General features: G+C 41.3%; 24 protein-coding genes, 1 rRNA gene and 2 other annotated features. All 25 genes read left to right on the top strand.

What is annotated here, in order from left to right:
- Window positions 1-7: 7 nt before the first annotated feature.
- Window positions 8-123: ribosomal RNA gene (gene rrf / locus FBF75_RS18895) — 5S ribosomal RNA — on the top strand.
- 177 nt (window positions 124-300) lie between these two features.
- Window positions 301-765 (top strand): CtsR family transcriptional regulator, encoded by a 465-nt coding sequence (locus FBF75_RS18890; RefSeq protein ID WP_003217184.1) that lies wholly within the window; start codon window positions 301-303, stop codon window positions 763-765.
- 14 nt (window positions 766-779) lie between these two features.
- Window positions 780-1,337, top strand: a complete 558-nt coding sequence (mcsA, locus tag FBF75_RS18885; RefSeq protein WP_007496258.1) for a protein-arginine kinase activator protein McsA — start codon at window positions 780-782, stop codon at window positions 1,335-1,337.
- 4 nt (window positions 1,338-1,341) lie between these two features.
- The gene (mcsB, locus tag FBF75_RS18880; RefSeq protein WP_008345444.1) at window positions 1,342-2,433 is read left to right on the top strand and encodes a protein-arginine kinase McsB; all 1,092 of its coding nucleotides are present in this window, start codon (window positions 1,342-1,344) and stop codon (window positions 2,431-2,433) included.
- Entirely contained in the window at window positions 2,430-4,865 is a 2,436-nt protein-coding gene (clpC, locus tag FBF75_RS18875) for an ATP-dependent protease ATP-binding subunit ClpC (protein WP_007496263.1), read from the top strand. Before mcsB ends, clpC begins: the two co-directional genes overlap by 4 nt.
- Before the next feature lie 93 nt (window positions 4,866-4,958).
- On the top strand, window positions 4,959-6,338 hold the full coding sequence (gene radA / locus FBF75_RS18870) for a DNA repair protein RadA (protein ID WP_017359160.1): 1,380 nt from the start codon (window positions 4,959-4,961) through the stop codon (window positions 6,336-6,338).
- A gap of 2 nt (window positions 6,339-6,340) precedes the next feature.
- A complete protein-coding gene (disA, locus tag FBF75_RS18865) occupies window positions 6,341-7,420 on the top strand; it encodes a DNA integrity scanning diadenylate cyclase DisA (protein WP_136945069.1) in 1,080 nt (359 codons plus the stop codon).
- Window positions 7,421-7,573: 153 nt separating this feature from the next.
- The gene (locus tag FBF75_RS18860; protein ID WP_003217214.1) at window positions 7,574-8,674 is read left to right on the top strand and encodes a PIN/TRAM domain-containing protein; all 1,101 of its coding nucleotides are present in this window, start codon (window positions 7,574-7,576) and stop codon (window positions 8,672-8,674) included.
- Window positions 8,675-8,687: 13 nt separating this feature from the next.
- A complete protein-coding gene (ispD, locus tag FBF75_RS18855; protein ID WP_008345432.1) occupies window positions 8,688-9,377 on the top strand; it encodes a 2-C-methyl-D-erythritol 4-phosphate cytidylyltransferase in 690 nt (229 codons plus the stop codon).
- A gap of 3 nt (window positions 9,378-9,380) precedes the next feature.
- Complete coding sequence (ispF, locus tag FBF75_RS18850) at window positions 9,381-9,857, top strand: 2-C-methyl-D-erythritol 2,4-cyclodiphosphate synthase (protein ID WP_007496273.1); 477 nt, start codon at window positions 9,381-9,383, stop codon at window positions 9,855-9,857.
- 94 nt (window positions 9,858-9,951) lie between these two features.
- Window positions 9,952-11,403 (top strand): glutamate--tRNA ligase, encoded by a 1,452-nt coding sequence (gene gltX / locus FBF75_RS18845; RefSeq protein ID WP_035391581.1) that lies wholly within the window; start codon window positions 9,952-9,954, stop codon window positions 11,401-11,403.
- Window positions 11,404-11,633: a binding site (T-box leader), on the top strand.
- An 81-nt stretch (window positions 11,634-11,714) separates the two neighbouring features.
- Window positions 11,715-12,368: a serine O-acetyltransferase gene (cysE, locus tag FBF75_RS18840; protein WP_017366453.1), complete on the top strand. Its 654-nt coding sequence runs from the start codon at window positions 11,715-11,717 to the stop codon at window positions 12,366-12,368.
- Entirely contained in the window at window positions 12,365-13,765 is a 1,401-nt protein-coding gene (gene cysS, locus FBF75_RS18835; protein ID WP_008345429.1) for a cysteine--tRNA ligase, read from the top strand. Before cysE ends, cysS begins: the two co-directional genes overlap by 4 nt.
- Window positions 13,766-13,768: 3 nt before the next feature.
- On the top strand, window positions 13,769-14,200 hold the full coding sequence (locus tag FBF75_RS18830) for a Mini-ribonuclease 3 (protein ID WP_008345428.1): 432 nt from the start codon (window positions 13,769-13,771) through the stop codon (window positions 14,198-14,200).
- Window positions 14,184-14,933: a 23S rRNA (guanosine(2251)-2'-O)-methyltransferase RlmB gene (gene rlmB, locus FBF75_RS18825; RefSeq protein ID WP_017359163.1), complete on the top strand. Its 750-nt coding sequence runs from the start codon at window positions 14,184-14,186 to the stop codon at window positions 14,931-14,933. Before FBF75_RS18830 ends, rlmB begins: the two co-directional genes overlap by 17 nt.
- Before the next feature lie 2 nt (window positions 14,934-14,935).
- The gene (gene rae1, locus FBF75_RS18820; RefSeq protein WP_007496285.1) at window positions 14,936-15,448 is read left to right on the top strand and encodes a ribosome-dependent mRNA decay endonuclease Rae1/YacP; all 513 of its coding nucleotides are present in this window, start codon (window positions 14,936-14,938) and stop codon (window positions 15,446-15,448) included.
- Window positions 15,449-15,511: 63 nt separating this feature from the next.
- On the top strand, window positions 15,512-16,168 hold the full coding sequence (gene sigH, locus FBF75_RS18815) for an RNA polymerase sporulation sigma factor SigH (RefSeq protein ID WP_008345424.1): 657 nt from the start codon (window positions 15,512-15,514) through the stop codon (window positions 16,166-16,168).
- A 76-nt stretch (window positions 16,169-16,244) separates the two neighbouring features.
- Window positions 16,245-16,394: a 50S ribosomal protein L33 gene (gene rpmG / locus FBF75_RS18810; RefSeq protein WP_008356502.1), complete on the top strand. Its 150-nt coding sequence runs from the start codon at window positions 16,245-16,247 to the stop codon at window positions 16,392-16,394.
- A gap of 34 nt (window positions 16,395-16,428) precedes the next feature.
- Window positions 16,429-16,605 (top strand): preprotein translocase subunit SecE, encoded by a 177-nt coding sequence (gene secE, locus FBF75_RS18805; RefSeq protein WP_008345422.1) that lies wholly within the window; start codon window positions 16,429-16,431, stop codon window positions 16,603-16,605.
- A 171-nt stretch (window positions 16,606-16,776) separates the two neighbouring features.
- Window positions 16,777-17,310, top strand: coding sequence for a transcription termination/antitermination protein NusG (gene nusG, locus FBF75_RS18800; protein WP_003217197.1), 534 nt, complete (start codon window positions 16,777-16,779; stop codon window positions 17,308-17,310).
- Between the two features lie 171 nt (window positions 17,311-17,481).
- Window positions 17,482-17,907, top strand: coding sequence for a 50S ribosomal protein L11 (gene rplK, locus FBF75_RS18795; RefSeq protein ID WP_003216956.1), 426 nt, complete (start codon window positions 17,482-17,484; stop codon window positions 17,905-17,907).
- 99 nt (window positions 17,908-18,006) lie between these two features.
- A complete protein-coding gene (gene rplA / locus FBF75_RS18790) occupies window positions 18,007-18,705 on the top strand; it encodes a 50S ribosomal protein L1 (protein ID WP_007496292.1) in 699 nt (232 codons plus the stop codon).
- A gap of 46 nt (window positions 18,706-18,751) precedes the next feature.
- Window positions 18,752-18,892: a sequence feature (ribosomal protein L10 leader region), on the top strand.
- A gap of 69 nt (window positions 18,893-18,961) precedes the next feature.
- Window positions 18,962-19,462, top strand: a complete 501-nt coding sequence (gene rplJ / locus FBF75_RS18785; protein WP_007496293.1) for a 50S ribosomal protein L10 — start codon at window positions 18,962-18,964, stop codon at window positions 19,460-19,462.
- A gap of 42 nt (window positions 19,463-19,504) precedes the next feature.
- A complete protein-coding gene (gene rplL, locus FBF75_RS18780; protein ID WP_008345418.1) occupies window positions 19,505-19,870 on the top strand; it encodes a 50S ribosomal protein L7/L12 in 366 nt (121 codons plus the stop codon).
- Window positions 19,871-19,966: 96 nt separating this feature from the next.
- A complete protein-coding gene (locus tag FBF75_RS18775; RefSeq protein ID WP_136945068.1) occupies window positions 19,967-20,572 on the top strand; it encodes a class I SAM-dependent methyltransferase in 606 nt (201 codons plus the stop codon).
- Window positions 20,573-20,720 lie beyond the last annotated feature (148 nt).

Raw genomic sequence — 20,720 nt, 5'->3', positions numbered from 1 at the left:
CATCAGGTTTGGTGGCGATAGCGAAGAGGTCACACCCGTTCCCATACCGAACACGGAAGTTAAGCTCTTCAGCGCCGATGGTAGTTGGGGGTTTCCCCCTGTGAGAGTAGGACGCCGCCAAGCTTTTCAAAGGATCAGTTCCAGTCGGAACTGGTCTTTTTTGTGTTTTTGGGACGTTTGGCACCAGATAAATGTGGAAATAATATTGTTAGTTGAGCGATTATCTTGAAAAATCGATCGAAAAAATTTATAGTAAGATTAAAGTCAAATATAGTCAAAGTCAATGGAGGAGGAGGCGGAGTGGCACAAAATATTTCTGATATCATCGAGCAGTATTTGAAGGAAGTCTTGGATCAGAATGGTCGAGAAATATTAGAAATTAAACGCAATGAAATTGCAGATAAGTTTCAATGCGTACCTTCACAAATTAACTATGTTATCAATACACGCTTTACGAGCGAAAGAGGTTATATCGTCGAAAGTAAGCGTGGCGGCGGTGGCTATATCCGTATCATTAAAGTCAAAATGAATGATGAAGTCGATTTATTGAACAACATTATTTCCCAAATATATCATCGTTTATCACAGGCTGCATCTGATCATATCATCATGCGTCTTGTTGAGAACAACATTTTATCTGAAAGAGAAGCAAAGATGATGATTAGTGTCATGGACCGTTCTGTTTTACACATTGATTTACCTGAACGAGATGAACTGCGGGCTCGGATGATGAAAGCGATGTTAAATGCTTTGAAATTAAAGTAAAGCGGGTGAAAAGATTGATTTGTCAAGAATGCAATGAGAGACCAGCCACTTTTCACTTTACGAAAGTAATAAATGGAGAAAAACAAGAAATGCACATATGTGAACAATGTGCAAAAGAAAACAGTGATTCATATGCTATGAGTGGAAACCAAGGTTTCTCGATTCACAACTTATTATCAGGCTTATTGAATATTGATCCTAGCTTTACCACAAGTGCGAATAAAGGATCATCTATTTTTCAAGAGGCAAGAGAAGTGGATCAATGTCCTAAGTGTGGCTTAACTTTTCAGCAATTCAGGAAAACAGGCCGTTTTGGCTGTGCAGAATGTTATCGAACCTTTGATCAGTATTTAAATCCTGTTTTAAGGAAAGTCCATAGTGGAAATACAGTCCATAATGGAAAAGTCCCTAAACGGATTGCCGGTAGTCTGCATGTTCGCCGGAAACTTGAGTTAATGCAGCAAGAACTGAAGCAGCTGATTGAACAGGAAGAGTTTGAAAAAGCAGCGGAAGTTCGAGATCAAATTCGTGCGTTAGAGCATGAGCAATCTCAGCAGAGGGAGGGAGATTAACGACATGTCGCTCCAGCATTTTATTCAAGACGCATTAAGTCAATGGATGAAACAGAAAGGACCAGAAAGTGACATTGTTCTAAGCAGTCGTATTCGGCTGGCACGCAATCTAGAGCATGTTCGTTTCCCAACTCAGTTTTCTCAAGAGGAGGCTGAAGCTGTTCTTCAGCAATTCGAGCAAAAGTTTGCGAGCCAGGAAGTGAAGGACATTGGAAACTTTGTTCTGATTCGAATGAATGACACGCAGCCTTTGGCTAAAAGGGTACTTGTTGAAAAGCATTTGATTAGCCCCAATTTAGCAGAATCAAGATTTGGAGGCTGTTTGCTTTCAGAAAATGAAGAAATCAGTGTCATGCTGAATGAGGAAGACCATATTCGTATTCAATGCTTGTTCCCAGGATTTCAGCTGGCTAATGCACTAAAAGCAGCTAACCAAATAGATGACTGGATTGAAGAGCAAGTGGATTATGCGTTTTCTGAAAAGCGAGGATACTTAACGAGCTGTCCGACCAATGTAGGTACAGGTATTAGGGCTTCAGTCATGATGCACTTACCAGCATTAGCCCTGACAAGACAAATGAATCGCATTATTCCTGCAATTAATCAATTAGGTCTTGTGGTCAGAGGAATTTATGGTGAGGGTAGCGAAGCAATAGGAAACATCTTTCAAATTTCAAATCAAATGACACTGGGTCAATCAGAAGAAGATATTGTAGATGACTTGAATAGTGTGACGGCGCAGCTCATTGAACAAGAGCGATCTGCACGTAAGGCATTATATCAGACGTCTAAAATTGAACTTGAAGACAGAGTGTACCGTTCCTTGGGGATTTTGGCTAATTGTCGCATGATTGAATCTAAGGAAACGGCTAAGTGTTTGTCAGATGTGCGACTTGGAATTGATTTAGGTATCATTAAGGGGCTTTCAAGTAATATACTGAATGAACTCATGATTTTGACACAGCCTGGCTTCCTTCAGCAATATTCAGGAGGAGCCTTGGAACCAAATGAAAGAGATATAAAACGAGCAGCAATTATTAGAGAAAGGCTGCGCTTAGAAATGCATAGGAATGGACAGGAGGATGAAACGATATGATGTTTGGAAGATTCACTGAAAGAGCTCAAAAGGTATTAGCACTTGCACAAGAAGAAGCCATTCGCCTAGGCCATAAGAACATCGGAACAGAGCATATTTTACTTGGTCTTGTACGTGAAGGTGAGGGCATCGCCGCAAAAGCATTAGAAGCACTGGGCCTTGTTTCAGATAAAATCCAAAAAGAAGTCGAGAGCTTGATTGGAAGAGGGCAAGAGGTGTCTCAAGCTATTCCTCATTACACACCTAGAGCGAAGAAGGTTACGGAGCTTTCTATGGATGAAGCGAGAAAGCTTGGTCATTCCTATGTAGGGACAGAACATATTCTTTTAGGTCTTATTCGTGAGGGAGAGGGGGTAGCTGCCCGTGTCTTAAATAACCTCGGAGTAAGCTTAAATAAAGCACGCCAGCAAGTATTGCAGCTTCTAGGCAGCAATGAAACGGGTGCATCTGCGGCAGGATCTAATAGCAATGCCAATACACCAACTTTAGATAGCTTGGCAAGAGACTTAACGGCTATTGCGAAAGAGGACAGCTTGGACCCTGTGATTGGCCGTAGCAAAGAAATTCAGCGTGTCATTGAGGTCCTAAGTAGAAGAACAAAGAATAACCCTGTCTTGATTGGAGAGCCTGGTGTTGGTAAAACAGCGATCGCAGAAGGCCTCGCACAGCAAATTATTCACAACGAAGTGCCTGAAATTTTGCGTGATAAACGAGTCATGACACTTGATATGGGAACCGTTGTAGCGGGAACGAAATATCGTGGTGAATTCGAGGATCGTTTGAAAAAAGTCATGGACGAAATCCGTCAGGCTGGAAATATCATTCTCTTCATTGATGAGCTTCATACACTGATTGGTGCAGGAGGAGCAGAGGGTGCGATTGATGCCTCTAATATTCTAAAACCATCTTTAGCACGTGGTGAGCTTCAATGTATCGGGGCAACAACGTTAGATGAGTACCGTAAATATATTGAAAAAGATGCTGCACTTGAACGTCGATTCCAGCCAATTCAAGTGGACCAGCCATCTGTTGATGAAAGTATTCAAATTTTAAGAGGGCTTAGAGACCGTTATGAAGCACATCACCGTGTGTCTATTACAGATGAAGCCATTGAGGCGGCGGTAAAGCTTTCTGATCGTTATATCTCTGATCGTTTCCTTCCAGATAAGGCGATTGACTTAATTGATGAGGCGGGTTCAAAAGTTCGTTTACGTTCTTTCACAACACCGCCTAATCTAAAGGAACTTGAGCAAAAGCTGGATGAAGTACGCAAGGAAAAGGATGCAGCTGTTCAAAGTCAAGAATTCGAAAAAGCCGCTTCTCTTCGTGATACGGAGCAACGTTTGCGTGAAAAGGTAGAAGTGACGAAGAAATCTTGGAAAGAAAAGCAGGGACAAGAGAATTCAGAGGTTTCTGTGGATGATATCGCAATGGTTGTTTCTAGCTGGACGGGAGTACCTGTTTCAAAAATTGCTCAAACAGAAACAGATAAGCTTCTAAACATGGAACAATTGCTCCACTCTCGCGTCATTGGACAGGATGAAGCAGTTGTTGCTGTTGCAAAAGCTGTAAGACGTGCCCGTGCTGGACTAAAAGATCCGAAACGTCCGATAGGCTCCTTTATTTTCTTAGGGCCAACAGGTGTTGGTAAGACTGAGCTTGCAAGAGCACTCGCTGAGTCTATCTTCGGTGATGAAGAAGCGATGATTCGTATTGATATGTCTGAGTACATGGAAAAACACTCGACTTCAAGACTTGTTGGATCACCTCCAGGCTATGTGGGCTATGATGAGGGCGGTCAGCTGACTGAAAAAGTGAGAAGAAAGCCGTATTCTGTCGTGCTTCTAGATGAGATTGAAAAGGCGCACCCTGATGTGTTTAACATCTTACTTCAAGTGTTAGAAGATGGTCGTCTCACTGATTCTAAAGGTCGTACTGTTGACTTTAGAAATACGATTTTGATTATGACTTCAAACGTTGGAGCTAGTGAGCTGAAGCGCAATAAATATGTTGGCTTTAACGTGCAGGATGAAAGTCAAAATTACAAAGATATGAAAGGCAAAGTAATGGGTGAGTTGAAACGTGCGTTTAGACCGGAGTTCATCAACCGTATTGATGAAATCATTGTCTTCCACTCACTCGAAAAGAAACATCTAAAAGAGATTGTGTCTCTCATGTCTGATCAATTGACAAAACGACTAAAAGAGCAGGACCTTTCAATTGAATTGACGGAAGCAGCAAAAGCCAAGATTGCCGACGAAGGCGTAGATCTTGAGTATGGTGCTCGTCCGTTAAGAAGAGCGATTCAAAAGCACGTCGAGGATCGACTTTCTGAGGAATTGCTGAAAGGCAATATTGAAAAGGGCCAACATATCGTATTAGATGTAGAAGATGGAGAAATTGTCGTAAAAGCAACGGCTGCTACGAACTAATATAGTAAGAAAAAAGTGTGAGGCATACCAGTAAGTTGGATGCCTCCCTTTACTTATTTTCTGACCAGTATAAGGAGTTGTATTCTTCAATCTATGGCTAAGTCAAAATCAAAATTTATATGCCAATCGTGCGGTTATGAGTCAGCCAAATGGATGGGGAAATGTCCCGGCTGCGGCACTTGGAACAGTATGACAGAAGAGGTCGTTCGTAAAGAGCCGGCAAATCGTCGAAGTGCGTTTAATCATTCTGTTCAAACCATTCAAAAACCTTCACCTATATCTGCAATTGAAACATCCGAAGAACCCCGAATTAAAACGAATTTAGAAGAATTTAACCGAGTATTAGGAAGTGGAATTGTCAAAGGTTCACTCGTTCTTATTGGCGGTGATCCTGGGATTGGGAAGTCCACACTATTATTACAAGTTTCAGCACAGCTATCAGATCAAAATCAGAATGTGTTATACATATCTGGTGAGGAATCAATCAAACAAACGAAGCTTAGGGCGGACCGTCTCGGTATTGAAAGTGCCTCTTTACATGTTTTGGCTGAAACCGATATGGAGTATATAACGTCTGCTATACAAGAGATGAAACCCGCTTTTGTTGTGGTCGATTCAATTCAAACCGTTTATCAAAGCGATATCACGTCAGCTCCTGGATCTGTTTCTCAGGTGAGGGAATGCACTGCCCAGCTGATGAAAATTGCCAAGACGAATGGTATTCCTATTTTTATCGTTGGTCACGTGACGAAGGAAGGCTCGATTGCTGGGCCGCGCCTTTTAGAGCATATGGTGGATACAGTTCTTTATTTTGAAGGGGAGCGCCATCATACGTTTCGTATTTTACGGGCAGTGAAAAACCGTTTTGGTTCAACGAATGAATTAGGGATTTTTGAAATGAGAGAGGAAGGGCTCACAGAGGTATTAAACCCATCAGAAATCTTCTTAGAAGAGCGGTCAGCAGGTGTATCTGGATCGTGTGTTGTTGCCTCAATGGAAGGAACAAGACCTGTTCTAGTGGAGATACAAGCACTTATTTCACCGACGAGCTTTGGGAATCCACGGAGAATGGCTACTGGCCTTGATCATAACCGAGTGTCATTGCTTATGGCCGTTTTAGAAAAACGGGTAGGGCTGCTGCTGCAAAATCAAGATGCCTATTTAAAGGTCGCAGGTGGTGTGAAACTTGATGAACCAGCGATAGACTTGGCTATTGCCGTTAGTATTGCATCAAGCTTTAAAGATGCAGCGCCGCATCAAGCAGATTGCTTTATAGGAGAAGTGGGTCTGACGGGAGAAGTCAGAAGAGTATCAAGAATTGAACAGCGTGTGCAGGAAGCTGCTAAACTAGGATTTAAACGAATGTTTATTCCTCAGGCGAATATAGATGGATGGAAAAAACCGAGAGGGATTGAATTAGTCGGTGTAGAAAATGTAGCAGAGGCACTTCGTATTTCACTAGGGGGATCATAGAAATGGAAAAAGAGAAAAAAGGAGCGAGAGAAGTCGATCTCTTAGATATTGTCCAGTTTGTGGCACCGGGGACACCCCTGCGGGCAGGGATTGAAAACGTCCTAAGAGCCAATACTGGAGGGCTCATTGTTGTTGGTTATAACGATAAAGTGAAAAGTGTGGTAGATGGAGGATTTCATATTAATTCTGCATTCTCCCCAGCACATTTATATGAATTGGCGAAGATGGATGGGGCGATTATTTTAAGTGACTCTGGTCAAAAAATCTTGTATGCGAATACACAGCTCATGCCGGATGCAACCATTCATTCATCAGAAACAGGCATGAGACACCGAACGGCTGAACGTGTAGCAAAGCAGACAGGTTGCTTAATCATTGCCATTTCTGAACGTCGGAATGTTATTACCTTATACCAAGGGAATCGACGATATACGCTGAAAGATATTGGTTTTATTTTGACGAAGGCCAACCAAGCGATACAAACACTGGAGAAATATAAAACCATTTTAGATCATGCCATTTCTGCGTTAAGCGCCTTAGAATTTGAAGAGCTTGTGACCTTTGGTGATGTATTATCCGTGCTACATCGTTATGAAATGGTACTTAGAATCAAAAATGAAATCAATATGTATATCAAAGAGCTTGGGACAGAAGGACACTTGATCCGTCTGCAAGTCAATGAGCTGATTACAGATATGGAGCAGGAAGCGGCGTTATTTATTAAAGATTACGTGAAAGAAAAGATCAAAGATCCATATGTGCTGCTGAAACAGCTCCAAGATATGTCGAGCTTTGAACTTTTAGATGACTCTATTTTGTACAAGTTACTCGGCTATTCAGCATCTACAAATATTGACGAATATGTGTACACAAGAGGGTACAGATTACTTCATAAAATCCCTAGATTGCCTATGCCGATCGTTGAAAACGTGGTCGAAGCATTTGGTGTGCTAGATCGAATTATGGAAGCAGATGTACAAGATTTGGATGAAGTAGAAGGAATTGGAGAAGTAAGAGCGAAAAAGATAAAAAAAGGATTAAAAAGACTGCAAGAAAAACATTATATCGACCGTCAGCTATAAAAAGAGAAATTTTTCTTAAATACGGTTAAAAATGGATGAATATGGGTATATTAATGATGGTTTTGTTTTCTGTTCATGATGATAGGAAACTTAAGCATATATCAATGTCAGATGAAGGTGGATTGACAGATGAAAAATAAAGGAGGTGAAGGTATGTTAAAAAGAATCGTTCAGGCGTTTTTTATCATTTTCGGTGCAGTTGTAGGGATTTTTATCATTCCAGAGTTATTTCTGCTGTTAAATGTGAAGGACATACCTTTCATAACAAATGCTTACTCTTCAGCACTAATAGGAGCCGCTGTGTTCTTTATCATTGGTAAATGGTGCACAGGCTATGTGGTTAATTGGGTGAAATGGATCGAGGATTCTCTATTGAAGGCGCCTCTTCCTGATCTTATATCTGGAAGTTTCGGTTTAGTATTTGGACTTATTCTAGCATATCTTATTGTAAACGTGATCCCGCTAAACAATATCCCATATCATATTTTTGGTACCATTATTCCGATTTTCCTGGCTTTCTTTTTAGGATACCTTGGATTTCAGGTAGGGTTTAAGAAGAAGGATGAAATGATGGGGCTGTTCTCCCGATCTGCAAAGGTCACAAAGAAAAAAGGAGCAGCTGATGATGAACCTGAAATAGAAGATAAAAAGCTGAAAATTTTAGACACAAGTGTTATCATTGATGGAAGAATCGCAGATATTTGTCAAACTGGATTCCTAGAAGGTGTGATGGTCATTCCTCAATTTGTACTCGAGGAATTACAGCATATTGCAGACTCTTCTGATGTATTAAAGAGAAATAGAGGCCGAAGAGGTCTTGATATTTTAAATCGTATCCAAAAAGAACTGGATATTAAAGTTGAAATTTACGAAGGTGACTTTGAAGATATTCAAGAGGTTGACAGTAAGCTTGTGAAACTCGCTAAGTTAACTTCAGGTGTTGTTGTGACAAATGATTTTAATTTAAATAAAGTATGCGAACTTCAAAAAGTAGCAGTGTTAAACATCAATGATCTAGCCAATGCAGTCAAACCGGTTGTACTGCCTGGGGAAGAAATGAAGGTACAGGTCATCAAAGATGGGAAAGAGCATAACCAAGGTGTTGCTTACTTAGATGACGGTACGATGATTGTGGTCGAAGAAGGACGCAATTATATTGGAAAAGACATTGATGTGCTCGTCACGAGTGTGCTGCAAACTGCTGCTGGAAGAATGATTTTTGCGAAGCCAAAACTTCTGGAGAAGGCGCTCTAAAGGGAGAACGAACATGTATTATGAAGTAGTTATTCCGGCTGCGGGGCAGGGGAAGCGAATGAAGGCCGGCCGCAATAAACTTTTTATTGAATTGAAAAGAATGCCGGTCATCATCCACACACTGAAGGTGTTTGACGCTCATTCACAATGTAGACGCATGATCTTAGCGATCAATGAGGAAGAGCGTCGTGACTTTGAAAGGCTACTGAAGGTACACGCTTTTCAAACGCCTGTTTCACTTGTCACTGGCGGTGAAGAACGGCAGCAAAGTGTATACGAAGGATTGAAGGCTGTGCAAGATGCGGACATCGTGCTTGTTCATGATGGCGCAAGGCCTTTTATTAAGCATACACAGATTGACTTGCTCGTTAAAGCAGCGATTGAAAAAGGCTCCGCAGTCGTAGCGGTACCAGTGAAAGACACAATCAAACGCGTTCAAGAAGGCAAAGTGGAACAAACCATTGAACGTCAGAGCTTGTGGGCAGTCCAGACCCCACAAGCTTTTCGTCATTCTATTTTAAAAGAAGCGCATGAACATGCGGAGCGGACAGGCTTTCTTGGAACAGATGACGCCAGTCTTGTGGAACAATTACACGGTGAGAGTGTGTATATTGTCCAAGGAGACTATACCAATATTAAACTGACAACACCGGATGATTTATTGGTTGCCAAGGCAATTATGGATGCGGAAAGAGGGTACTAGAACATGTTTAGAATAGGACAAGGTTTTGATGTGCATCAATTAACAGAGGGAAGACCTCTTATTATTGGCGGTGTGACGATCCCTTATGAAAAGGGTCTACTTGGGCATTCAGATGCGGATGTACTGCTTCATACTGTGGCGGATGCCTGCCTAGGTGCGATTGCAGAAGGAGATATCGGCAGACATTTCCCAGACACGGATCCTGAGTTTAAAGATGCAGACTCTTTTAAATTACTTCAGCACGTGTGGGCGCTTGTAAAAGAAAAAGGCTATACACTGGTGAATATCGATTGCACGATCATGGCGCAAAAACCAAAGATGGCACCATACATTCAGCCAATGTGTGAGAAAATCGCAGAAGCTCTTGAGGCAGATGTCACACAGGTGAATGTCAAAGCAACAACGACAGAGAAACTTGGATTTACAGGAAGAGGCGAAGGAATTGCCTCTCAAGCAACCGTACTTCTTCAGAAAAAGTAAAATCCGTTTTGATGAGAATGGGTTTTGATGATAAAATACGTTTATAAAAAATTGGTGTCAGACAACATGATGCAGATGAAAGGAAGTTAAACTCATGGGAAATGAAGTGCGTGTTCGTTATGCACCGAGTCCAACTGGTCATTTACATATTGGGAATGCTAGAACGGCTCTTTTCAACTATTTGTTCGCACGCAGCCAAGGCGGCAAATTTATTATTCGAATCGAGGATACGGATCAAAAGCGTAATGTAGAAGGCGGAGAAGAAAGTCAGCTTCGCCACCTGCAGTGGCTCGGAATTGATTGGGATGAGAGCATTGATAAAGATGGGGGCTACGGTCCTTACAGACAATCAGAGCGTAATGATATTTACAAAAAATATTATGACGAGCTGCTAGAGAAAGATTTGGCGTATAAGTGCTATTGTACGGCTGAAGAACTAGAAGAAGAGCGTGAAGCACAAATTGCCCGCAGTGAAATGCCTCGATACTCTGGTAAATGCAGTCATTTATCAAAAGAAGAAGAGGACAAGCTGATTGCTGAAGGAAGAGAGCCAAGCATCCGCTTCCGTGTGCCAAAAGGAGAAATCATCAAATTTGACGATATGGTCAAAGGCGAGATTTCATTTGAAACAGACGGCATCGGTGACTTTGTTATTGTGAAGAAAGATGGTACGCCAACGTATAACTTCGCTGTAGCGGTGGATGATCATTTGATGAAAATGACTCACATTCTTCGTGGTGAGGATCACATCTCGAATACACCTAAACAAATTATGGTCTTCAATGCATTTGGCTGGGATGTTCCGCTGTTCGGACATATGACGCTGATTGTAAACGAGAATCGCAAGAAATTAAGTAAGCGTGATGAATCAATTATCCAGTTCATCGAACAGTATAAGAACTTGGGCTATTTACCAGAAGCTTTGTTTAACTTCATTGCACTACTTGGATGGTCTCCAGTTGGCGAAGAGGAACTATTTACAAAAGAGCAGTTCATCGATATTTTCGATGTCAATCGACTTTCTAAGTCACCAGCTCTATTTGATATGCATAAACTAAAATGGGTGAATAACCAATACGTGAAAGCACTTGATCTTGATCAAGTTGTGGCACTTACACTTCCACATCTTCAAAAGGCAGGCAAGGTAAGCGAGCAGCTGTCAGAAGAAGAAAACACGTGGGTGCGCAAACTCATTTCTCTATACCACGAGCAATTGAGCTACGGAGCAGAAATTGTTGAGTTAACAGAGTTGTTCTTTAAGGAACAAATTGAGTATAATCAAGAGGCAAAGGAAGTTCTTGCAGAAGAGCAAGTACCAGAAGTGATGGCTTCGTTTGCAGGTCAGCTTGAACGTCTTGAGTCTTTCACACCTGATGAAATCAAAGCTGCCATTAAAGCGGTACAAAAAGAAACAGGGCATAAAGGTAAGAAACTATTCATGCCAATTCGTGTGGCTGTCACTGGACAAACGCATGGCCCAGAGCTTCCGCAAAGTATTGAACTACTAGGTAAAGAGACGGTATTAAACCGCATTAAACAAATATAAGGAAAATCGTTGCGAGGGAGAAGTACAATGTTTTCGCCTATCACAGAAAGAGTCTTCACCGGCTGAAAGAGACTTATGGGCAGACGTTGGAAATGCACCCTCAAGACCCTTGAGGAACACGTATGTTAGTATGCAAGGGCGGTACCCTCCGTTATGGGATGAAGTTGAGAAAGTTTGCAATAAGAGGCTTTCTAAACAGAGTGGAACCGCGTTTTCAAAACGTCTCTGTCATATGGCAGAGGCGTTTTTTATTTGTCCAAAAAAGAGAGTAAGTCCTAAGAGAGATTGATGGGGAAGAACGGGGGGAGCATGTGTTTTTCAAAATGCTGAAAGAAGATATTGATACTGTGTTTGATCAAGATCCTGCTGCTAGAAGCTATCTTGAAGTAGTGCTAACCTATTCAGGGCTTCATGCGATTTGGGCTCATCGTGTTGCGCATGCATTTTACAAGCGTAAGCTGTATTTTCTTGCGCGGATCATTTCTCAGGTCAGCCGGTTTTTCACAGGGGTTGAGATTCACCCAGCAGCAACCATCGGCCGGCGGTTCTTTATTGATCACGGCATGGGCGTCGTGATTGGGGAAACATGTGAAATTGGCGATAACGTCACTGTTTTCCAAGGCGTGACATTAGGGGGAACAGGGAAAGAAAAGGGAAAGCGGCATCCAACTATTTTGGACGATGCGCTGATTGCGACTGGTGCTAAGGTGCTCGGTTCTATTACCGTAGGAAAAGGGTCCAAGATTGGTGCGGGGTCTGTTGTGTTAAAAGACGTACCAGACCATTCTACTGTTGTAGGTATACCTGGGCGAGTGGTCGTTCAAAATGGAAAGAAAATCAATCGTGATCTCAATCATCAAGATTTGCCAGATCCAGTTTCTGATCGTTTCAAAGAATTGGAGCGAGAAATGGAAAAGCTAAAACGTGAGCTGGCTTCATTGAGCAGAAAGGAAGAACAATCATGACAATCAATATTTATAATACATTGACACGTAAGAAGGAAGAGTTTGTCCCGCTTGAACCAGGAAAGGTCAAAATGTATGTATGCGGACCAACCGTGTATAACTACATTCATATCGGGAATGCAAGACCGGCCATTGTATATGATACGGTACGTAAGTATTTAGAATATAGCGGCTATGATGTGAATTTCGTATCCAACTTTACTGATGTGGATGATAAACTCATCAAAGCAGCAAACGAATTAGGCGAAGATGTCCCAACGATTGCTGATCGATTTATCCAAGCATACTTTGAGGACGTCAGTGCATTAGGCTGCAAAAAAGCAGACCTTCACCCGCGAGTGACAGAAAATATGGATGATATCATTGCGTTTATCGCCACATTGATTGAAAAAGGCTACGCCTATGAAGCAGATGGTGACGTGTATTACAGCACACGCTCATTTGAAGGTTACGGAAAACTGTCTCACCAATCGATTGATGAATTAAAGACAGGTGCCCGTATTCGTGTAGGTGAAAAGAAAAGGGATGCACTCGACTTTGCACTATGGAAGGCCGCAAAGGATCAGGAGATTTCTTGGGATAGCCCGTGGGGAGAAGGGCGCCCAGGGTGGCACATCGAGTGCTCTGCGATGGTCAAAAAGTATTTAGGCGATACGATTGACATTCATGCTGGCGGACAGGATTTAACGTTCCCTCATCACGAGAATGAGATTGCTCAATCTGAGGCTTTGACAGGAAAACCTTTTGCGAAGTATTGGATGCATAACGGGTATATTAATATTGAGAATGAAAAAATGTCAAAATCACTTGGGAACTTTGTGCTCGTACATGACATTATTAAAGAACAAGATCCAGATGTGCTTCGTTTCTTTATGCTGTCTGTTCACTATCGTCATCCAATCAATTACTCCATTGACTTATTGGAAAGTACAAAGAGTGCATTTAACAGACTCAAAACATCCTATTCAAATCTACATCATCGCCTTGAGAGCAGTACCAATTTAACAGAGGATAACACGGAATGGCTGACAAAGATTGAAGAGCAGCGAGCGACATTTATTTCTGAAATGAATGATGACTTCAATACGGCAAATGCCATCTCTGTTTTATTTGAACTAGCGAAACAAGCGAATTACTATATGGAAAATGATCATACTTCCGAGGAAGTGATCAAGGCATTTATTGGCTTGTTCCAAGAAATCACATCCGTCCTCGGCTTCTCACTAGAAGAAAAGCACACGCTTGACGAAGAGGTAGAAGCATTAATTGAGAAGCGGAATGAAGCTAGAAGGAATCGTGACTTCGCATTGTCTGATCAAATTCGTGACCAGTTAAAGAGCATGAATATTGTATTGGAGGACACTCCTCAAGGTACGCGCTGGAAAAGAGGAGAATAGGTCATGTTGAATTTTGAAAAGCTGAAAGACGGAAAACAGTTGAACGGACTTGCACTTGCTTATATGGGTGATGCCATTTTTGAAGTATATGTGAGGCATCACCTCCTCCAAACGGGGGCGACCAAACCAAATGAGCTTCATAAACGTGCAAGTAAGATCGTTTCAGCTAAATCTCAGGCCGCTATTTTATTTGAGCTTCAGCAGAAGGGCTTTTTCACAGAAGCGGAAGAAGCGGTGCTGAAAAGAGGAAGAAATGCAAAATCAGGCACAGTGCCTAAAAACACAGACGTTCAAACGTATCGTTATAGTACAGCGTTTGAAGCGCTCATGGGTTATTTATTTATCGAGAAGCAGGACGAACGCTTAGAAGAGTTGATTAGTCAGGCGATTGAAATCGGAACGTCAGGGAGGAAGACAAATGAGTCAGCAACATGATTATGTGATTGGGAAAAATGCAGTGATTGAAACACTGAAGTCAGATCGGGAGTTATACAAGCTCTGGATGGCAGAAAACACTGTAAAAGGACAAGCCCAGCAGGTCATTGAACTCGCGAAAAAGCAAAATATCACCATTCAGTATGTTCCGAGGAAAAAGCTTGATCAGATGGTAACAGGTCAGCACCAGGGAATCGTTGCACAAGTAGCAGCATATGAATATGCAGAATTGGACGATCTGTATCAAATTGCTGAAAAGCGGAATGAACAACCATTTTTCATCATCTTAGATGAAATTGAAGATCCGCACAATTTAGGGTCGATCATGCGTACGGCCGATGCTGTTGGTGCACATGGAATCGTCATTCCAAAACGACGAGCGGTAGGCTTGACGACAACTGTTGCGAAAGCATCTACTGGAGCCATTGAACATATCCCGGTCGCAAAAGTAACCAATCTTTCCAGAGCTCTTGATGAAATGAAAGAAAGAGGAATCTGGGTGGCAGGAACAGATGCATCTGCGAAGCAGGACTACAGACAATTTGACGGCACGATGCCTCTCGCTCTTGTCATCGGCAGTGAAGGAAAAGGAATTGGCCGATTGATTAAGGAAAAATGTGATTTCTTGATTAAATTGCCAATGGCCGGGAAGGTCACTTCATTAAATGCATCAGTTGCAGCTAGTCTATTGATGTATGAAGTGTATCGAAAACGTTATCCGTTAGGAGAATAGAGATGGACATCCTCTTAGTCGATGGATACAACATGATAGGTGCATGGCCTCGTTTGCAGCACTTAAAAGAAAACAGCTTTGAAGAAGCCAGAGACGTGCTGATTCAACATTTAGCAGAATATCAAGCATATACAGGGTATCGAGTCATTGTCGTATTCGATGCCCATATGGTCAAAGGAATCGAAAAGAAGCGGACAAACCACCGAGTAGAGGTCATCTTTACAAGAGAAAATGAAACGGCTGATGAGCGGATTGAAAAACTGGCACAAGACTTGAATAACATTCGGACGCAAATTCATGTGGCGACCTCTGATTATACAGAACAATGGGCGATTTTTGGACAGGGGGCACTTCGTAAGTCAGCACGAGAGCTATTAAGAGAGATAGAAGTGATTGAACGAAAGATCGAAACACGTGTCAAAAAGATTACTTCTGATAAACCAGCATCCAAAATTGAATTGTCAGAAGATGTATTGAAAACGTTTGAAAAATGGCGGCGGGGAAACTTGGAATAGCTTGACGATATTTCAACCATTATTGTATAATATTTCTATCTAGGTGCGGTCGGGGGGATCGAAGTGAATCTAAACAACAGCAAGGGTAAGTCCATCAGAGAGCAATTTTGCCAGTTGGAAGATGAACAAGTCATTGAAAGGGTTCATGTCGGAGATAGTGATGCGCTAGATTATTTAATAACGAAATACCGCAATTTTGTACGTGCGAAAGCAAGATCTTATTTCTTGATTGGAGCGGATCGAGAGGACATTGTCCAAGAGGGGATGATCGGACTTTATAAGTCTATCCGCGATTTCAGAGAGGACAAGCTTACTTCATTTAAGGCTTTTGCAGAATTATGTATTACCCGCCAAATTATCACCGCAATTAAAACAGCTACTCGCCAAAAACATATCCCGTTAAATTCCTATGTATCATTAGACAAGCCGATATACGATGAAGAATCGGACAGAACATTATTGGACGTCATTTCCGGTGCTAAAGCGCTTAACCCAGAAGATTTAATCATTAGCAAAGAAGAATTTGATGATATTGAAATGAAAATGGGTGAATTACTAAGCGAGCTGGAAAGAAAGGTACTTGTGCTTTATCTTGATGGTAGGTCCTATCAGGAGATTTCTGAAGATTTAAACCGTCATGTGAAATCAATTGATAACGCACTCCAAAGAGTAAAGAGAAAGTTAGAGAAATATTTAGAGCTGCGCGAGATCAGTCTCTAATTAAACCTATATTGACAGCTTTTTCGACACTGTGATAAGGTACTAAGGAAATGATGTCGAGAAAATAGGTGTAAATATGAGGAAAAAGATTACTCTAGCCTGTAAAGACTGCGGAAGCCGCAATTATACGACAATGAAAAGTGTTGCTTCAGCAGCTGAAAGATTAGAAGTTAAGAAATATTGCAAGACTTGTAATTCACATAAAACACATTTAGAAACGAAGTAGGATTTGCGTTCTTTAATCTGTGGAGGTCTTTTACATGCGTATTATCAGTTTCTTAAAAAGTGTCGGGAAAGAAATGAAAAAGGTCAGCTGGCCAAAGAAAAACGAAATGGTCCGCTACACGATCACTGTTATTTTAACAGTCGTATTTTTTGCCATCTTTTTCTCTTTTCTTGATATAGGAATCTCACAATTAATCGAATTAATTCATTAATACTTGAATAATGGTCTGCTGAACGTGCTATAATAGATCATAATATGACTTGCCAAAAAACCCGTTTTACGGGTTTTTTCAATTGCTTGAAAATATTTACCGGTACTCGAGATTCGTCAAATAGACATTACGAAATGTGGGGAGGGAAGGACTAAATAGTCCTGAACGAAAATGGAAAAGAATTGGTATGTTGTGCATACGTACTCTGGCTATGAAAACAAAGTGAAAGCAAACTTGGAAAAGCGTGTTGAATCAATGGGCATGCAGGATAAAATTTTCCGCGTTGTTGTACCAGAAGAAGAAGAAACGGACATTAAAAACGGTAAGAAAAAAGTAGTGAAAAAGAAAGTATTCCCTGGATATGTGCTAGTAGAAATCGTCATGACTGACGATTCTTGGTATGTCGTTCGTAATACACCAGGTGTGACAGGATTCGTTGGATCAGCTGGATCAGGCTCTAAGCCGACAGCGTTATTACCTGGCGAAGCGGAAACCATTCTGAAGAGAATGGGACTTGAAGAGCGCAAGACAGAAATCGACTTTGAACTAAAAGAAACAGTCAAGGTCATCGATGGACCATTTGCTAACTTCACAGGCTCTATCGAAGAGATTGATTATGATAAAAGCAAAGTCAAAGTATTCGTTAATATGTTTGGTAGAGAAACTCCTGTGGAACTTGAGTTCACACAGATCGATAAATTGTAATTTAAAAGAGCTTGAAATGAGTGTATAGAAGTGGTAATATAGCAAAGGTACGTCTTGAGTTCGCTCAAGATCGCTAGCTAGTTATTTCGTCATTCATATAAAGAATGAAGTTGTTGAGTGGGAGGGGGATTCCCCTATTACCACATCACGGACTTTAAGGAGGTGTGTCTCGTGGCTAAAAAAGTAGTTAAAGTTGTTAAATTGCAAATTCCTGCTGGAAAAGCTAACCCAGCTCCACCAGTTGGACCTGCTCTAGGTCAAGCCGGTGTTAATATCATGGGATTCTGTAAGGAGTTTAACGCTCGTACAGCTGACCAAGCTGGTCTTATCATTCCTGTTGAAATTTCGGTTTTTGAAGACCGTTCATTTACATTTATTACTAAAACTCCACCTGCTGCAGTTTTACTTAAAAAAGCAGCTGGTATTGAGTCTGGTTCTGGTGAACCTAACCGTAATAAAGTGGCAACTGTTAAGCGTGATAAAGTACGCGAAATCGCGGAAACAAAAATGCCTGACTTAAACGCTGCTAGCGTTGAATCAGCTATGCGCATGGTTGAAGGTACTGCACGCAGTATGGGTATTGTCATCGAAGATTAATTTTTTGTCTTGTTGGGTTGCGAGTTTGGTTTTGACAAGTTCGCAACCCTTATTCGTGGGAGGTTATTCCGCTAAAACCACATAAGGAGGATTTTTATAATGGCTAAAAAAGGTAAAAAGTATGTAGAAGCTGCTAAGCTAATCGAACGTACTAAAGCGTATGATGTAGCTGAAGCTGTTTCTCTTACAAAAAAAGCAAATACAGCGAAATTTGATGCGACTGTAGAAGTTGCTTTTCGTTTGGGCGTAGACCCTCGTAAAAACGATCAACAAATCCGCGGTGCAGTTGTACTTCCTAACGGAACTGGTAAAACTCAACGCGTTCTTGTGTTCGCTAAAGGCGAAAAAGCAAAAGAAGCAGAAGCTGCTGGAGCAGACTACGTTGGAGATTCTGATTACATCACTAAAATCCAACAAGGCTGGTTCGAATTCGATGTAATCGTTGCGACACCTGACATGATGGGTGAAGTTGGTAAGATCGGTCGTGTACTTGGACCAAAAGGTCTTATGCCAAACCCTAAAACAGGAACTGTAACTTTCGAAGTAGAAAAAGCAATCAATGAAATCAAAGCTGGTAAAGTAGAATACCGCGTTGATAAAGCTGGTAACATCCACGCGCCAATCGGAAAGGTTTCTTTCGAGGACGAAAAGCTTGTTGAGAACTTTGCAACAATCTATGACACAATCCTTAAAGCAAAACCTGCAGCGGCTAAAGGTGTATACGTGAAAAACGTTTCTGTTACATCTACTATGGGCCCTGGCGTGAAAGTGGATCCATCTTCTTTCTCTGCAAAATAATTCTTGACTTGTCACAACCGTTTTGATAATATCAAAATGTTGTAAAATAGAATAATCATTTATACCGTAGACAGCAGGGGCCTTATGGCTTAATTAACCCGCCGAGGTGTATATGTCACAGTCTTACGTTAACGTATGCTTGTATATACAGCCTCCATGTCTTAATGGAGGCTTTTTATATGGAGAACCGTTCGTTAGGAACGTGATGGCCTGATCGGTATAAGTGTTACACAAAGAATGTACAGGAGGTGTAACCATGAGCAATGCAATCGATACTAAAAAAGTTGTCGTTGATGAAATTACTTCTAAATTTAAAGACAGTTTGTCTACTGTAATCGTAGATTACCGCGGTCTTTCAGTTTCTGAAGTGACTGAACTTCGTAAACAACTTCGTGATGCTGGCGTAGAATTCAAAGTTTACAAAAACACTTTGACTCGCCGTGCAGTTGAACAAGTTGAACTAACGGGTTTAAACGATTTCTTAACAGGTCCAAACGCTATCGCATTCAGTAACGAAGATGTTATCGCACCTGCGAAAATCATCAACGAATTTGCGAAAAGCCACGAAGCTTTAGAAATCAAAGCTGGTGTTATCGAAGGAAACGTAGCGACTGTAGAAGAAGTGAAGGCTCTTGCGGAACTTCCGTCTCGCGAAGGCTTACTATCTATGTTGCTTAGCGTTCTTCAAGCTCCAGTTCGTAACCTTGCTCTTGCTACTAAAGCAGTTGCAGATCAAAAAGAAGAACAAGGCGCTTAATGCGTACTTGACGTAAATAACTTAAAAATGGAGGAATTACAAATGGCTTTAAATATCGAAGAAATCATTGCTTCAGTTAAAGAAGCAACTGTACTTGAGTTAAACGACTTAGTAAAAGCAATCGAAGAAGAATTTGGCGTAACTGCTGCTGCTCCTGTAGCTGTAGCTGCTGGTGGCGGTGCTGCTGCTGAAGAAAAAACTGATTTTGATCTAGTACTTGCTGGTGCTGGAGACCAAAAAATCAAAGTTATCAAAGTGGTTCGTGAAATCACTGGTCTTGGCTTGAAAGAAGCTAAAGAACTTGTTGACAACACTCCAAAACCACTTAAAGAAGGTATTGCTAAAGAAGAAGCTGAAGAACTTAAAGCTAAGCTTGAAGAAGTTGGCGCTTCTGTAGAAGTTAAGTAATCTTCGCCTAATCTTTTGGGAAAGCTCGCTTTTACTGGCGGGCTTTTTCTTTTCTTATCTCCTGAAACGATTGAATCCAGAGGAGGTCCATTCACCATGAGTGACCACTATTATACGGAAAAGCCATCAGTGAAAAGCAATAAACAGACATGGGACTTCACCTTGAGAAACCGTAGCTTTACTTTTACAAGTGACAGTGGAGTGTTTTCTAAGAAAGAAGTCGACTATGGTTCGAGGCTTTTAATTGAAGCTTTTGAAGAACCTGACTTGGATGGCGACGTCTTAGATGTCGGTTGCGGTTATGGACCGATCGGCTTATCGTTAGCAAACGAAATGACAGGCCGCACCATTCATATGATTGATGTGAACGAAAGAGCAGTCGAACTTTCAAAGGAAAACGCTAAGCATAATCGCATTGATAATGTCCGCATCTATCAAAGTGATTTGTTCTCGAATGTTCATTCATCAGCTGCTTTTGCCTCTATACTGACCAATCCCCCAATACGGGCAGGGAAGAAAGTAGTACATGCGATCTTTGAAAAAAGTGCTGATCATTTATTGCCGGAAGGTGAGATGTGGGTGGTTATTCAGAAAAAACAAGGTGGACCATCTGCGATTGAGAAATTAGAACAGCTTTTTGGAGAAGTGACGGTCGTTATGAAAAAAAAGGGCTACTATATTATCAAAGCTAAAAAAGTTTGACGCAGTTTCCTAGCTGTGTTAACATTATAAAATGCCAATGTGTATATTTTGCTTGATAGGCTTAAAAAACAACTATTTTGTATAAATTATGCATACTTGGGAAAACTAATAAAATCGGTATTTGTTTTTGGATGTGGTTTTCTTATTT

It is taken from the genome of Bacillus sp. S2(2019), assembly GCF_005144805.1.
Classification (GTDB): domain Bacteria; phylum Bacillota; class Bacilli; order Bacillales; family Bacillaceae; genus Bacillus; species Bacillus altitudinis.
The sequence above is the reverse complement of the archived record's forward strand: the minus strand, read 5'-3'. Positions and strand labels throughout refer to the sequence as shown.

Excerpts from the sequence above, each read along its gene's own strand:
- mcsB (WP_008345444.1), top strand. The coding sequence starts at position 1,342 with ATGTCGCTCCAGCATTTTATTCAAGACGCATTAAGTCAATGGATGAAA.
- clpC (WP_007496263.1), top strand. The coding sequence starts at position 2,430 with ATGATGTTTGGAAGATTCACTGAAAGAGCTCAAAAGGTATTAGCACTT.
- radA (WP_017359160.1), top strand. The coding sequence starts at position 4,959 with ATGGCTAAGTCAAAATCAAAATTTATATGCCAATCGTGCGGTTATGAG.
- disA (WP_136945069.1), top strand. The coding sequence starts at position 6,341 with ATGGAAAAAGAGAAAAAAGGAGCGAGAGAAGTCGATCTCTTAGATATT.
- FBF75_RS18860 (WP_003217214.1), top strand. The coding sequence starts at position 7,574 with ATGTTAAAAAGAATCGTTCAGGCGTTTTTTATCATTTTCGGTGCAGTT.
- ispD (WP_008345432.1), top strand. The coding sequence starts at position 8,688 with ATGTATTATGAAGTAGTTATTCCGGCTGCGGGGCAGGGGAAGCGAATG.
- ispF (WP_007496273.1), top strand. The coding sequence starts at position 9,381 with ATGTTTAGAATAGGACAAGGTTTTGATGTGCATCAATTAACAGAGGGA.
- gltX (WP_035391581.1), top strand. The coding sequence starts at position 9,952 with ATGGGAAATGAAGTGCGTGTTCGTTATGCACCGAGTCCAACTGGTCAT.
- cysS (WP_008345429.1), top strand. The coding sequence starts at position 12,365 with ATGACAATCAATATTTATAATACATTGACACGTAAGAAGGAAGAGTTT.
- FBF75_RS18830 (WP_008345428.1), top strand. The coding sequence starts at position 13,769 with ATGTTGAATTTTGAAAAGCTGAAAGACGGAAAACAGTTGAACGGACTT.
- rlmB (WP_017359163.1), top strand. The coding sequence starts at position 14,184 with ATGAGTCAGCAACATGATTATGTGATTGGGAAAAATGCAGTGATTGAA.
- rae1 (WP_007496285.1), top strand. The coding sequence starts at position 14,936 with ATGGACATCCTCTTAGTCGATGGATACAACATGATAGGTGCATGGCCT.
- rpmG (WP_008356502.1), top strand. The coding sequence starts at position 16,245 with ATGAGGAAAAAGATTACTCTAGCCTGTAAAGACTGCGGAAGCCGCAAT.
- secE (WP_008345422.1), top strand. The coding sequence starts at position 16,429 with ATGCGTATTATCAGTTTCTTAAAAAGTGTCGGGAAAGAAATGAAAAAG.
- nusG (WP_003217197.1), top strand. The coding sequence starts at position 16,777 with ATGGAAAAGAATTGGTATGTTGTGCATACGTACTCTGGCTATGAAAAC.
- rplA (WP_007496292.1), top strand. The coding sequence starts at position 18,007 with ATGGCTAAAAAAGGTAAAAAGTATGTAGAAGCTGCTAAGCTAATCGAA.
- rplJ (WP_007496293.1), top strand. The coding sequence starts at position 18,962 with ATGAGCAATGCAATCGATACTAAAAAAGTTGTCGTTGATGAAATTACT.
- rplL (WP_008345418.1), top strand. The coding sequence starts at position 19,505 with ATGGCTTTAAATATCGAAGAAATCATTGCTTCAGTTAAAGAAGCAACT.
- FBF75_RS18775 (WP_136945068.1), top strand. The coding sequence starts at position 19,967 with ATGAGTGACCACTATTATACGGAAAAGCCATCAGTGAAAAGCAATAAA.